The 13,498-nt window shown below is 44.5% G+C and carries 12 protein-coding genes; 11 read left to right on the top strand and 1 reads right to left on the bottom strand.

Going from position 1 to position 13,498, the window contains the following annotated elements:
- Window positions 1–166 precede the first annotated feature (166 nt).
- The 3 genes from DW182_RS18660 to mdh all read left to right on the top strand — a co-directional run bounded on the left by DW182_RS18660 (window position 167) and on the right by mdh (window position 5,258).
- Window positions 167–3,292, top strand: coding sequence for a hypothetical protein (locus DW182_RS18660; protein ID WP_118296473.1), 3,126 nt, complete (start codon window positions 167–169; stop codon window positions 3,290–3,292).
- 283 nt (window positions 3,293–3,575) lie between these two features.
- The gene (locus tag DW182_RS18655; RefSeq protein ID WP_118296472.1) at window positions 3,576–4,001 is read left to right on the top strand and encodes a DUF1573 domain-containing protein; all 426 of its coding nucleotides are present in this window, start codon (window positions 3,576–3,578) and stop codon (window positions 3,999–4,001) included.
- Window positions 4,002–4,316: 315 nt separating this feature from the next.
- Window positions 4,317–5,258 (top strand): malate dehydrogenase, encoded by a 942-nt coding sequence (gene mdh, locus DW182_RS18650; RefSeq protein WP_118296483.1) that lies wholly within the window; start codon window positions 4,317–4,319, stop codon window positions 5,256–5,258.
- Window positions 5,259–5,369: 111 nt separating this feature from the next.
- Here the strand turns inward: mdh and DW182_RS18645 are convergent, their stop codons facing one another.
- Window positions 5,370–6,239 carry an NAD kinase gene (locus DW182_RS18645; RefSeq protein ID WP_007659715.1) on the bottom strand — a complete coding sequence of 290 codons (870 nt, stop codon included), beginning with the start codon at window positions 6,237–6,239 and terminating at the stop codon, window positions 5,370–5,372.
- Between the two features lie 104 nt (window positions 6,240–6,343).
- Between DW182_RS18645 and DW182_RS18640 the strand changes: the two genes are divergently transcribed.
- The 8 genes from DW182_RS18640 (at window position 6,344) to DW182_RS18605 (ending at window position 13,497) form a co-directional block, all read left to right on the top strand.
- Window positions 6,344–7,057, top strand: coding sequence for a pyridoxine 5'-phosphate synthase (locus tag DW182_RS18640; protein WP_060408294.1), 714 nt, complete (start codon window positions 6,344–6,346; stop codon window positions 7,055–7,057).
- Window positions 7,057–7,773, top strand: coding sequence for a MotA/TolQ/ExbB proton channel family protein (locus DW182_RS18635; RefSeq protein WP_007659717.1), 717 nt, complete (start codon window positions 7,057–7,059; stop codon window positions 7,771–7,773). The genes DW182_RS18640 and DW182_RS18635 overlap by 1 nt, the downstream gene beginning before the upstream one ends.
- A gap of 36 nt (window positions 7,774–7,809) precedes the next feature.
- Complete coding sequence (locus tag DW182_RS18630) at window positions 7,810–8,223, top strand: biopolymer transporter ExbD (protein ID WP_181982215.1); 414 nt, start codon at window positions 7,810–7,812, stop codon at window positions 8,221–8,223.
- 50 nt (window positions 8,224–8,273) lie between these two features.
- A complete protein-coding gene (locus DW182_RS18625; protein ID WP_117693877.1) occupies window positions 8,274–9,101 on the top strand; it encodes a TonB family protein in 828 nt (275 codons plus the stop codon).
- A gap of 14 nt (window positions 9,102–9,115) precedes the next feature.
- Window positions 9,116–9,664 carry a DJ-1 family glyoxalase III gene (locus tag DW182_RS18620; RefSeq protein ID WP_044266135.1) on the top strand — a complete coding sequence of 183 codons (549 nt, stop codon included), beginning with the start codon at window positions 9,116–9,118 and terminating at the stop codon, window positions 9,662–9,664.
- Window positions 9,665–9,667: 3 nt separating this feature from the next.
- Window positions 9,668–10,342 (top strand): 2-C-methyl-D-erythritol 4-phosphate cytidylyltransferase, encoded by a 675-nt coding sequence (locus tag DW182_RS18615; protein WP_118296471.1) that lies wholly within the window; start codon window positions 9,668–9,670, stop codon window positions 10,340–10,342.
- Window positions 10,330–12,426 carry an ATP-dependent DNA helicase RecG gene (gene recG / locus DW182_RS18610; RefSeq protein ID WP_117693843.1) on the top strand — a complete coding sequence of 699 codons (2,097 nt, stop codon included), beginning with the start codon at window positions 10,330–10,332 and terminating at the stop codon, window positions 12,424–12,426. The genes DW182_RS18615 and recG overlap by 13 nt, the downstream gene beginning before the upstream one ends.
- Before the next feature lie 201 nt (window positions 12,427–12,627).
- Window positions 12,628–13,497 carry a M23 family metallopeptidase gene (locus DW182_RS18605; RefSeq protein ID WP_007659724.1) on the top strand — a complete coding sequence of 290 codons (870 nt, stop codon included), beginning with the start codon at window positions 12,628–12,630 and terminating at the stop codon, window positions 13,495–13,497.
- The last annotated feature ends 1 nt before the right edge of the window (window position 13,498 follow it).

Genomic DNA, 13,498 nt, shown 5'->3' with positions numbered 1-13,498 from the left:
TTTATGATTATGAAAGTAGAAAAGGAAATGAAGTATGAGGCTCCGGAAGTGATGGTTCTGGAGATAGAAGTAGAATTAGGTTTTGCAGCAAGCCCAGTTCCTGGTGAAGATGGTGAACAAGCACCTGAATTATAAAAAGTAGCAATTGTAATTAAAGACAAATAAAATGAAAGCAAACAAAATTTTATTATTTACTCTCGCTTCTGCAATGTTTGCAGGCTGCTCCAATGACGAGTGGCAGAGCAATGAATATGCAGAAGGCTTGAAGAACGGGAAGTTGGTTTCTTCCGGTTTGTTGTCTATGAGTGTTGGCGCAGAAGCAGGCACACGCGCTCTCTCTCCTTTGGGCAATTTTGTATGGATGCCGGAAAGTGTGAATGAAAACGGTAATATCCTAGAAGATAGCAACCAGAAAATCGGTCTTTGTTGGACAGGTAGAAACATTGACGAGCCGGGCTATGGTGTCATTACCACAGAAGATGCCCTGACCGCCAATGTTTATTCTAACGTGAAGTTTGAACATGTGGGATGGTTGGATGTCAATGCCACAAAACCCAGCGGAGTGGAATGTGCAGAAGAAACTTTGGCAAATGGTGCTTACATCGTAGGTGAGGGTACTCCAGTAGCTGACTTTAGTGGTAGTTTGACGGGAGGCAGATACAACAAATATTATACAGAGGACAATAGAGCGACAGGCGCAAAAGGTGCTTACACTAAAACAGAACACGAGGAAAGTACTGGTGTGCTGAATTTGGGTAAGGGCTTATTCAAGACAGAGAATACTTCTGTATTTGCCGGTGAATATTTGGCTTACTATCCTTATACAGATAAATTCACCAAAGGCTCTATCATTGCAGAAGAACCCGTTGAATTTAACATCAATGTAGATGGTGATGCTTATGCAGCCACTTCTAAGTATGGGTTTGCCATCGGATATATCAGACAGTACAACGGTGGTATGGAGGCTTCGAAAGTTTCATCGAAGACACTGTCAGGTTTCTTCGGTGTGAAGTTGACGAACAGTGATGTTAATCAATCTAACAATATCAAAACCGTTATCTTCTATTCTCCGAAAACAGGTATCGTTTATAGCCAAATGCTGAACACCAAGGCTTGTGTGGCTGCATTGAAAGGACTTGACGCTGAAGGTCAGAGCGCAAGCTCAGCCGATCTGGGTAGCGGTTCTTCTCTCTTCGTAGGTGAGGGATTGACTAAAAATTCTGTATTCGTAAACCTGGAAGAAGGTGATAATAAATATGCTACTGTGACAAAAGATGAAATAGAGACAGTGGTTATCCCCGTTCTTCCGCAGACAATTGATGACCTGATGATTGTGCTGGTAAACGACAAAGACCAGACTTATACCATCACGAGTGAAGCAATTGCAGATGGCGTAAAAACTATCCAACCGAATAAGGCAAGCATCCATAGCATCGATTTAAAAGATGTTGTATTCAAGAATGAATACATGGTAGTGGACGAAGCTTCGTTTATAAGCGCAATGGCTAAGATTTATGCAAACGGTAGCGCAACTGATGTGAATACCATCCAGCTGCTGAACAACGTGAGACTGGAAAGCGTGAATGCAGAAAATTATGGTGATTTGAATTACATTGGTAATTTCCAAACCTTGTTCTTCAACAAGGACATCAACATCATAAGTGATTTTGACGCTACACTGACCATTGCCGAAGGACAGTACATCAACATTAAGAGTGACAACAACGATGCCAAACTGGACATTGATGTGGATGTCATCATTGAAGGTATGGGCTGCTGCGGCTTAGAAGTAGGCAAACTCGCTATTGGTGGTAAACAAGGAAAAATTGTCAAAGTTGACATGGAGAACGTAGTAAACCATGGTGCTTTGCTACTTGGTAATGTAACGGGCGATAATAGCGGAGCTGAAATCAATATTACCACTCTGGAAAACAAGTTCGACGAATATGCCGTCAGCAAGCAGAAGACAACCGATGCAGCCTGCCTCTTCTTACTGGGCGGAACGGCAACGGACGTCACAATTGGCACGCTGAACAACAACGGTACCATTCTTTCAAAAGCCATTACATTGGACGTATCATTGGAAACTGAATTGATGAATTTCCAAGCCACAGCTCCTGCTTATTCTGATCTTAAGAGCCGCATCATCAATACCAAAGTTACTACATTGGTAAACGAGACTTCCGAGAATAAGGGTGGTAAAATCAGCATTGAAGGCAATACCGAAATGTATGTAGAAAATCTGACCAACAAGAGTACTGATGCTTTGATTATTACCAAGAACATCAAGGATAATGAAGCATCCGACTTGGACGGTCGTCTGAGTGTGACCGGAAATTCTACCAATAACGGTATTATTGACAACAACGGTATCGTGAACTGGAACAAGCATTCCATGGAAAACAAAGGTTTGTTTATCGACCAGTTGAGTGGTCAGGTAGGTGGCTATCCGGTAATTAACGGTCAAGGTGATGGCAACAATATGACATATGAAGGCGTGATTTATGCTACAGATTTGAAAGTAAAAGGTATCTATGTATCTAAAGTGGCTTCTGCCGAAAGACTGAATTTTGCCCTGACAGACGCAGTGGAAGAACCTTCTACAAATGTTGTCGAAATTCTGGATATGGATGCTAAATACTATGATCTGTCTAAAGTTGACCCGAATAATAAGCTGCAAGACAAAGATGTGTATGTGGCTGCAGGAAAGCCTATCCTCTTTAAAGCTTTGGGTGCTGACAACAAAGGTGAAGAGAAGTACTTCGGTCACTGTGTGACTGTTCGCAGCGAAAGTAGCCTGCTTGTGAAAGACGGTGTGCTGAAAACTAAGGGTGACGTGAACGTAGAAGCTGAGGCTGAATTCACTGCTGATGTCAATTATACAGCCGAAAAGACTGAAGTAGAGATTGGAGGCAACCTGAACAATGAAGGTACAACAAATCACAAGGCAAATAAGATGACAGTGACTGAGGATTTAAACAATGCTACCGATGCTGAGTTTATCAGTGATCAGACGTTCAATGTGGTGGGCAACGTGCTAACTTCCGGAACGTTTGATTCTAATGGTTCTCCGAACACTGTGGGTGGGAACTTCACTCAGAAGGCTGGTGAGGTGACATTCGCCAACCAGACCACAACAGACATTGCTGGTCAATTCAGTTGTGAAGCTGGCATATTCACTCGTGAAGCATTGGGCACGAGCACTAATTTCCGTGCTACTGTAAACGTAGGAAGCTTGGGTGTTTTAACTGGAACCAACAATGGTGGCTGGCCTACAGTAAAAATCCAATAAACAAGATTGCACGCAGATTTTACGGATACAGGGGAATTTTTCCTGACCGCAAATTTACCGATAAAGAGAGGGAAGATATCCGGAAGGGAATATCTTCCCTCTCTTCCCTTTGAGGAGACGGATAGAATTCCTGCTTTGGAATGATGTATTTTGTTTATAATCAGTAAAAAATGCACTAAAAAGGCTGCAAGGGAATTGCAGCGACGTTGCAAAGAGGATTGTTTTATTCCTGATCTATAATTCCTTATCTTTCATCCTTCAACTTTAAATTCTTCTGTATAATATGAAACGAATATATACTTACCTTTATGTTACAGTTTTTCTGTTGCTTCTCGTTTTGTGCGCTTCCTGTCGCAATCGGACTTCCTCTCCTTCCGCTTCGCACAGGCTACCGTCAGCCGATATCTGTTTCACCGACACCGCACACGATTTTGGCGTCATCCCCCTTTCGCAGCCCGTCGACTCTTTCGATTTTGTATTTCGCAACACCGGCCGAGGTATGTTGGTGGTGCTGGGCATAAAAGCCTCATGTCACTGCACCAAGGCTGTTTTCCCCCGTACCCCCATAGCCTCCGGACAGCAGTCGCACATTCGTGTCTTCTACGACGGACGTGGTCGTCGTCCTGAATACTTTAACAAGTCCGTGCAAGTTTATACCAATGCCCCTTCGGAGTGCATAACACTTAATATCACGGGTAGGCTGCAATAAGACTATACATTTTCATCCCTTTCCTTTCTCACCTATTTCACTTAATTCATTACCCGGTTAGGAAAATATTTTTTCCCAGTTGGGAAAATAAAATTCTCCAGTTGGGAAAAAATAAGAGTCGACTTTTCGTTGGTGGAGTGCCGTTACACCGATACTATCTGAGTTGTGAAGGCGGACGATGGAGAAGATAGTTCGTCTGTTGCCCTTCGGATGAAGTATTTAACTAAAATTATTACGGAAAAATTTCCTTAATTACGAATGTCGTTGTACTTTTGTCGCAACTTTATAACACATATAAACAAAAAATTGAAGATTATGTCAAAAGTAACCGTAGTAGGTGCAGGTAACGTAGGTGCTACATGCGCTAATGTGTTGGCCTTTAATGAAGTGGCTGACGAAGTGGTAATGCTGGATGTTAAAGAAGGCGTTTCGGAAGGTAAGGCAATGGATATGATGCAGACTGCTCAATTGTTGGGTTTTGATACCACTATTGTAGGTTGCACCAACGATTATGAGAAGACTGCAAACTCTGACGTTATCGTTATCACATCAGGTATTCCCCGTAAGCCGGGTATGACTCGTGAAGAGTTGATCGGTGTAAATGCCGGTATCGTGAAAACTGTTGCAGAAAATGCATTGAAATATTCTCCCAACGCTATCCTTGTAGTTATTTCTAATCCGATGGATACAATGACTTATCTGGCATTGAAATCTTTGGGTCTGCCTAAGAACCGCGTTATCGGTATGGGTGGTGCTTTGGATAGCTCTCGTTTCAAATACTTCCTGTCTCAGGCTTTGGGTTGCAATGCAAACGAAGTAGAAGGTATGGTAATCGGTGGTCATGGTGATACAACTATGATTCCTTTGGCTCGTCTGGCTACATACAAAGGACAGCCGGTTAGCGCACTGTTGAGCGAAGAAAAATTGAGCGAAGTTGTTGCTTCTACTATGGTAGGTGGTGCAACTCTGACTAAGTTGCTGGGTACTTCCGCATGGTATGCGCCGGGTGCAGCAGGAGCTTATGTAGTTGAGTCTATCATTCACAACCAGAAGAAGATGATTCCTTGCTCTGTATTGCTGGAAGGCGAATATGGTGAATCTGATCTTTGTATCGGTGTTCCCGTTATCCTGGGCAAGAACGGTATTGAAAAAATCGTTGAACTGGAACTGACTGCTGACGAAAAAGAAAAATTTGCTGCCAGCGCTAAAGCTGTTCACGGAACCAACGCTGCATTGAAAGAGGTAGGTGCTCTCTAATTGGGAAAACTATTTCATACATAAATAAATTATTAGGGGGTTGATTCCATCAGGAATCAACCCCCTAATTTTGCCATGTATTCAATCTCAGAAGTAGTCTGATAATGTTATTTATCTTACATCCGCCCCCCACATCAATTTATTGCGAAGCGTATCAAAGAAAATATGATTGAAGCGCTTGATTACCTTAATACTGTAATCAGCCCGTGAGATTCGCAAGCGGGTTGTCTCTTTGCAGGATTCACTACGCCCGTCGATGGCAACCAGAAAATTGTGGCTGCGACTTTCAACATCAAGGGTGATTTCCCAATCATCACAAATGACGATAGGACGGACATTCAGGCTATGCGGAGCCACCGGAGTGATAGCGATCGTTTTGCTATGAGGCACGATAACCGGACCACCGACACTCAGCGAATAAGCTGTGGAACCGGTAGGGGTGGATACCACCAGCCCGTCCGCTTGATAAGTGGTGAGATGGGCCCCATTGATAGCAGTATGAATACTGATCATTGAAGAACTGTCGCGTTTCAATACAGCAATTTCATTGAGTGCATAAGGCGATTCCATCAATTTTTTATCATCACAATGTAATTGCAACACGCTGCGTTCTTCCACCTTGTAGTGGTTATTATAAATCTCATCGAAAGTCTCTTCCATCTCTTCCGGAGAAATGTCTGCCAGGAAACCGAGGCGGCCGGTATTGATGCCCAGAATGGGGATATTCTTTTTGCCTACCCGGCTGGCTGCTTTTAGGAACGTACCGTCGCCCCCGATACTGATGACCATATCTGCTGTAAAATCGTCTCCGTCAAAGAGTTCGGCGGAAGCGATAGTCATGTGCAGGTCGGAAGTCAGGAAGTTATAGAACTCCCTGCAAATGCAAAGCTGGGCATTACGCCGTTCCAGCAAGCGGAATAAAGTTTCCGCATGTGTTGATTTTTTGGCTTGGTAAGTATTTCCAAATATGGCAAATTTCATCGTCTGTACTTTCTTAATGAAATGCAAATATGGTGTTTTTTTCTCAGAACGCTGCCAATGTATCGCTATTATTTGTACATTTGCGGCAAACTATGATCCGAATTATGACTAGATTAAGTGTAAACATAAACAAGATTGCGACGTTGCGTAATGCGCGTGGAGGGGATGTACCTAATGTGGTGAAGGTAGCCTTGGATTGTGAAAGCTTCGGTGCGGAAGGAATTACCGTACATCCACGCCCTGATGAACGTCATATACGCCAGAGGGATGTGTATGATCTTCGCCCGTTGCTTCGTACTGAATTTAATATCGAAGGATATCCTGCCCCCGAATTTATTGACCTGGTATTGAAAGTGAAACCGCATCAGGTGACTCTGGTTCCGGATAGTCCGACTCAGCTGACTTCTAACGCAGGTTGGGATACCAAGCAGAATCTGGAATTTCTGACTGAAGTGCTCGATACATTTAATGATGCAGGCATCCGTACTTCCGTATTTGTATCGGCGGATGCGGAGATGATAGAGTATGCTGCCAAGGCTGGTGCCGACCGGGTGGAACTCTATACCGAACCCTATGCGACCGCTTATCCGCAGAATAAGGAAGCCGCCGTTGCTCCTTTTGTAGAGGCAGCCAAAGTGGCACGTAGTCTGGGGCTGGGGCTGAATGCCGGTCATGACCTGAGTTTGGTGAATCTGAATTATTTATATCAAAACATTCCATGGATGGATGAAGTCTCTATCGGACACTCGCTGATAAGCGATGCTCTGTATCTGGGATTGGAACGTACCATTCAGGAATATAAAAACTGTCTTCGTTGATGAATGTAATGTTGTTATTAGCCCAAGTGGCTCCGGCGCTGACCGATTCTATTGCGGGCGCCAATCCGGTATTGACTCCGGTAGCTGGTCCTGAAGAGATGAACTTATGGAGTATGGCTGTCAAGGGTGGTTGGATTATGATCGTTCTTGGCCTGCTGTCCATTCTTTGTTTCTACATCTTGTTCGAACGCAACTATGTGATCAGGAAAGCCGGCAAAGAGGACCCGATGTTCATGGATAAGATAAAGGATTATATCTTGGATGGAGAAATAAAAGCTGCCATAGCCTATTGCCGCAGCGTAAATACTCCGGCTGCCCGTATGATTGAGAAAGGTATCAGCCGTTTGGGACGTCCGGTGAATGATGTGCAGGCTGCCATTGAGAATGTGGGAAATATTGAGGTAGCGAAACTGGAAAAAGGATTGACGATTATGGCAACCATCTCCGGAGGTGCGCCGATGATTGGTTTCCTCGGTACGGTGACCGGTATGGTGCGTGCTTTTTACGAAATGGCCAATGCAGGCAACAACATCGATATCACATTGCTTTCGGGCGGTATCTACGAAGCTATGATCACTACGGTAGGTGGCTTGATCGTGGGTATTATTGCGATGTTTGCCTATAACTACCTCGTGACTCTGGTGGACGGCGTGGTGAATAAGATGGAGGCTAAGACCATGGCATTCATGGACCTCTTGAATGAACCCGCTTCCTAAGTAATTAATAATTAGTAATTAATAATTGAACTAAGCGTGTTACAACGTAGAGCTAAAATATCGCCCAATTTCAGTATGGCATCCATGACGGACGTCATCTTCCTGTTGCTGATCTTCTTTATGATCACGTCTACGGTTGTTTCGCCGAATGCTATCAAGGTGTTGCTTCCGCAGGGAAAACAGCAGACGTCGGCTAAGCCCTTGACGCGGGTTATTATCGATAAGGACCTGAATTTTTACGCGGCGTTTGGAAATGATAAGGAGCAGGCGATTTCTTTGGAAGAATTGACTCCTTTCCTGCAATCGTGCGCTGCGAAAGAACCGGAAATGTATGTGGCGCTTTATGCTGATGAAGCTGTGCCTTACCGGGAGATCGTGAAAGTGCTGAATATTGCCAATGAGAATAAGTTCAAGATGGTGCTGGCTACACGGCCGCCGGAAAGCAAATAAATGTACGATGGCTAAATTGTACATTGTAAATGGTTAAATAGTAAATGGCAATGGTGAATCCGAAGAAGAAAGGCAAATATATAGGAATAGTAGGTGCGTTGCTGGTACATGTAGCGTTCATTCTCCTGTTGATACTGGTGGGCTTCGCTTTGCCGGAGCAGCAGGATGAAGACGGTATGCCGGTAATGCTGGGTGAAGTGCCCAATGCATTTGGAAGTGCTGACCCTTCCCTGGTAAAAGTGGATGTGATGCCCGAGACCGTTGCTCCTAAAGTACAGGAGACGGTAGAACAGGAGATGCTTACACAGGAGGATGAAGAAACCGTTGTTATCAAGCCCAAAGCGGAACCTAAAAAGGAAGAAGTAAAGAAGAAGCCGGAAAAACCGGAGAAGACGGAAGCCGAGAAAGCGGAAGAAGCCCGGAAGTTGGCGGAAGCTAAAGCTGAGCGGGAACGCAGGGAGGCGGAAGAGGCTGCCCGCAAGAGGGTGGCAGGTGCCTTCGGAAAAGGAGCGCAAATGGGAAGCAAAGGTAAGACTGAGGGAACAGGTATCCAGGGAAGTCCCACCGGAAATGCACCGGAAGGTGCGTCGAGCGGAACGGGAGGTTATGGAACTTTTGACCTCGGCGGACGTTCTATAGGACAAGGAGGTTTGCCGCGTCCGACATATAACGTACAGGACGAGGGCAGAGTGGTGGTTACGATTACTGTGAATCCTGCGGGATATGTAATTGCTACCAGCATCAACCGACAGACCAATACCGTAAATCCTGCTTTGCGGAAAGCGGCTGAAGATGCTGCTAAGAAAGCGCGTTTCAATAAAGTAGAGGGTTTGAATAACCAGACAGGAACGATAACATATTACTTTAATCTAAAATAATAAGGAGAACAATTATGGGTACAGTTTATGTTTTTTTTGCAGACGGATTTGAAGAAGTGGAAGCTTTCACCTCTGTGGATGTAATGAGACGTGCAGGGCTGAACGTGGAAATGATTACGGTGACTCCCGATGAGATAGTAACTGGTGCACATGATGTACCGGTGCTTTGCGATAAGAATGTAGTGAACTGTGATTTTTATGACGCAGATTTAGTTCTTTTACCCGGTGGAATGCCTGGTGCAGCTACTTTGGAAAAGTGCCCGGAACTACGTAAACTGGTTTTAGACTTTGCAGAAAAGAATAAACCGATTGCTGCCATTTGTGCTGCTCCTATGATATTGGGTAAACTCGGCTTGCTGAAAGGCCGCAAGGCAACTTGCTATCCAGGCTTCGAACAATACCTGGAAGGTGCTGAATGTACCGGTGCTCCGGTGGAAAGAGACGGTAATATCATTACTGGAAAAGGACCGGGTGCTGCGATGGAATTTGCTCTGACGGTGGTAGATATGATGCTCGGAAAAGAGAAGGTACAGGAACTGAAAGAGGCAATGTGTGTTAATTGATTTATGGTTCAGTATGCTCTGATAGTTGCCGGTGGTAAAGGGTTGCGCATGGGAGGTGAACTTCCCAAACAATTTCTGCCTATAGGTGGAAAACCTGTTTTGATGCGTACTTTGGAAGCCTTTTATGACTACAATCCGGAGATACATATAATATTAGTGCTCCCGCATAGTCAGCAGTCTTATTGGAAGGAGCTATGTGCGGAGCATTCTTTTTCTTTGCCGCATACAGTAGCGGATGGAGGTGAAACCCGCTTTCATTCGGTAAAGAACGGATTGGCTCACGTTACTACTCCGGGATTGGTTGGTGTCCATGATGGGGTACGCCCGTTTGTTTCCCGGGAAGTCATAGCCCGCTGTTATGAATTGGCTGCCGAAAAAAAAGCGGTGATTCCCGTGACAGATGTGGTGGAGACTATACGCCATCTTAAAGGAGAAGAAAGTGTGACCGTCAGCCGGGATGAGTATAAATTGGTACAGACTCCCCAGGTGTTTGATGCCGATTTACTGAAACAGGCCTATGAACAACCTTATGCTTCTTTCTTTACGGACGACGCTTCTGTAGTGGAAGCGATGGGAGCATCTGTATACCTCGCGGCAGGTAATCGGGAAAACATTAAAATTACGACCCCCTTTGATTTGAAAATAGCCGCTGCTTTGTTGGATTCATGTTTGATTTAGCTTCTCGTGACATAAAATACCTGTCGGGTGTAGGGCCGCAACGTGCCTCAGTACTCAATAAGGAATTGAATATCTATTCCCTTCACGACTTATTGTATTATTTCCCCTATAAATATGTAGACCGTAGCCGTATCTATTATATCCATGAAATAGACGGTACGATGCCTTATATCCAGCTAAAAGGTGAAATCCTGGGCTTTGAGACGATTGGAGAAGGTAGGCAGCGCCGTCTGATTGCCCATTTCTCAGATGGTACGGGGATTGTGGATTTAGTCTGGTTTCAGGGAATTAAATTTCTCGTCGGTAAGTATAAGGTACATCAGGAATATATTGTATTTGGTAAACCCAGCGTCTTCAACGGACGGATCAACATTGCTCATCCGGATATCGATAATGCTTCGGAGTTGAAGCTCTCGACAATGGGATTGCAACCTTATTATAATACAACGGAGAAAATGAAGCGGAGTTCTCTCAATTCTCATGCAATTGAGAAGATGATGAGCGCCGTAGTGCAGCAACTCCACGAACCGTTGCCCGAAACGCTTTCTTCCGCTATATTGACAGAACATCATTTGATGCCGCTGACGGAAGCTTTGATGAATATCCATTTTCCGGCAAATCCGGAACTGCTCCGTAAAGCGCAATATCGTTTGAAGTTTGAAGAACTTTTTTATGTACAGTTGAATATTCTCCGCTATGCAAAAGATAGGCAACGGAAATACCGTGGATATGTATTTGAAACGGTGGGAGAGATATTCAATACTTTCTATGCCAAGAATCTGCCTTTCGAACTGACAGGTGCCCAGAAGCGTGTACTGAAAGAAATACGCCGGGATGTGGGCAGCGGTAAGCAAATGAATCGTCTGTTGCAGGGGGATGTAGGTAGTGGGAAAACGCTGGTGGCACTGATGAGTATGCTGATAGCGTTGGATAATGGTTATCAGGCTTGTATGATGGCGCCTACCGAAATCCTGGCTAACCAGCATTTTGAAACAATCCGCGAGCTATTGTACGGAATGGATATACGTGTGGAATTGCTGACCGGCTCTGTGAAAGGAAAGAAGCGGGAAGCCATTCTCACCGGTCTGTTAACGGGAGATGTGCGAATACTGATCGGTACGCATGCCGTGATAGAAGATACCGTGAATTTCTCTTCACTGGGATTGGTAGTGATAGATGAACAGCACCGTTTCGGTGTGGCACAACGCGCACGTTTATGGACTAAGAATGTGCAGCCGCCCCATGTGCTAGTCATGACAGCTACCCCTATTCCGCGTACGCTGGCCATGACATTATACGGTGATCTCGATGTCTCTGTCATTGATGAACTGCCGCCGGGACGTAAACCTATTGTGACTATTCATAAATATGATGCGCACCGTGTAAGCTTGTACCAATCCGTTCATAGACAGATTGCAGAGGGCAGACAGGTGTATATTGTATATCCTTTGATTAAGGAAAGTGAGAAAATAGACTTAAAGAATCTGGAAGAAGGCTACCTTCATATTTGTGAGGAATTCCCGGATTGTAGAGTCTGCAAAGTGCATGGCAAGATGAAAGCGGTTGAGAAAGATGCACAGATGCAGCTTTTTGTTTCGGGCGAAGCACAGATAATGGTAGCGACTACAGTGATTGAGGTAGGTGTAAATGTACCGAATGCTTCCGTGATGATTATTGAGAATGCAGAGCGCTTCGGGTTGTCGCAACTCCATCAGTTGCGTGGTCGTGTAGGTCGTGGAGCGGAACAGTCTTATTGTATTTTAGTGACCGGATACAAGTTGGTCGAGGAAACCCGCAAGCGCCTGGAAATTATGGTGCGGACAAATGACGGCTTTGAAATCGCTGAAGCCGATCTGAAGCTACGAGGTCCCGGTGATTTGGAAGGCACACAGCAAAGCGGCATTGCCTTCGACTTGAAAATTGCCGATATAGCACGTGACGGACAGTTGCTGCAATATGTGCGCAATGTTGCTGAAGAAGTGGTGGATGCTGATCCTACCGGTATTCGTCCGGAGAATGAAATCCTGTGGCGACAGTTGAAAGCACTTCGGAAAACTAACGTTAACTGGGCTTCCATTAGTTGAATAACGGTTAAACATACACTTTATTTACATTTTTATGTTGTAAAACATGTTGGCTCTTATCTTGCCGATATACAGGGAGTTAGGAACAGTTTTAATATATACCTTTTAGTTCCTTACCGAAAAAATAGTTAAGAACAGCCTTTTCATTTAGAGAAGAAATACTACCTTTGGGAGAATTTTTTAAAAGAATGACGAAACGGAATGAATTTCAATTGCATTAAAACGATCCTAATAGCTGCGACGGCAATGGTCAGCCTGAATTCTTTTTCTCAGGATTTGATTGCCCGACAAGCCCCCATCGACAGGAAACTAAAGAGCGTTGACTCGTTGGCTTTACAGAAACAGATACGTGCTGAACAATCTGCTTATCCAGGTCTAAGTCTATATCCGACTTGGAACAATGAGTATGTACAAGCTTATGGCGATGCTATCGTTCCTGAAAGCTATAAAGTAGACCTGACAGGTTTCTGTATGCCTACCACGCATACGAAGATTACCGATGTATTCGGTTATCGCCCCAGAAGACGCAGAATGCACTATGGCTTGGATGTTAAAGTATTCATCGGTGATACGATTCGAGCTGCTTTCGATGGTAAAGTACGTGTAGTAAAGAACCAAGGACGCCGTGGCTATGGTAAGTATATCGTTATTCGTCATGACAATGGACTGGAAACAGTTTATGGGCACTTGTCCAAACAGATCGTAGAAATTAATCAATTGGTTAAAGCCGGAGAGCCTATCGCTTTAGGTGGCAATACCGGACGTTCTACCGGTTCGCATCTTCACTTTGAAACCCGCTTCCTGGGAATTCCTATCAACCCTGCTTTAATGTTCGACTTTGAAAAGCAGGATATTGTTGCTGATCATTATACTTTCACTAAAACAAAGACTTCAAAAGGAACGGCTCGTAGCATGGCTTCCGGTGAAGGTTTGTTCTATAAAGTGAAGAGTGGCGATACATTGTCTAAGATTGCATCCCGCCAGGGAGTATCTATTGACAAGCTTTGTCAGTTGAATCGTATTACACGGAAAACAATCTTACGTCCGGGACAGGTATTACGTTGTTCGTAAG

It is taken from the genome of Bacteroides sp. AM16-24, from assembly GCF_003471885.1.
GTDB lineage: Bacteria > Bacteroidota > Bacteroidia > Bacteroidales > Bacteroidaceae > Bacteroides.
The sequence above is the reverse complement of the archived record's forward strand: the minus strand, read 5'-3'. Positions and strand labels throughout refer to the sequence as shown.

What these genes read in the sequence shown, in the direction of transcription:
- DW182_RS18660 (WP_118296473.1), top strand. Translation starts at nt 167, where the DNA reads ATGAAAGCAAACAAAATTTTATTATTTACTCTCGCTTCTGCAATGTTT.
- DW182_RS18655 (WP_118296472.1), top strand. Translation starts at nt 3,576, where the DNA reads ATGAAACGAATATATACTTACCTTTATGTTACAGTTTTTCTGTTGCTT.
- mdh (WP_118296483.1), top strand. Translation starts at nt 4,317, where the DNA reads ATGTCAAAAGTAACCGTAGTAGGTGCAGGTAACGTAGGTGCTACATGC.
- DW182_RS18645 (WP_007659715.1), bottom strand. Translation starts at nt 6,239, where the DNA reads ATGAAATTTGCCATATTTGGAAATACTTACCAAGCCAAAAAATCAACA.
- DW182_RS18640 (WP_060408294.1), top strand. Translation starts at nt 6,344, where the DNA reads ATGACTAGATTAAGTGTAAACATAAACAAGATTGCGACGTTGCGTAAT.
- DW182_RS18635 (WP_007659717.1), top strand. Translation starts at nt 7,057, where the DNA reads ATGAATGTAATGTTGTTATTAGCCCAAGTGGCTCCGGCGCTGACCGAT.
- DW182_RS18625 (WP_117693877.1), top strand. Translation starts at nt 8,274, where the DNA reads ATGGTGAATCCGAAGAAGAAAGGCAAATATATAGGAATAGTAGGTGCG.
- DW182_RS18620 (WP_044266135.1), top strand. Translation starts at nt 9,116, where the DNA reads ATGGGTACAGTTTATGTTTTTTTTGCAGACGGATTTGAAGAAGTGGAA.
- DW182_RS18615 (WP_118296471.1), top strand. Translation starts at nt 9,668, where the DNA reads ATGGTTCAGTATGCTCTGATAGTTGCCGGTGGTAAAGGGTTGCGCATG.
- recG (WP_117693843.1), top strand. Translation starts at nt 10,330, where the DNA reads ATGTTTGATTTAGCTTCTCGTGACATAAAATACCTGTCGGGTGTAGGG.
- DW182_RS18605 (WP_007659724.1), top strand. Translation starts at nt 12,628, where the DNA reads ATGAATTTCAATTGCATTAAAACGATCCTAATAGCTGCGACGGCAATG.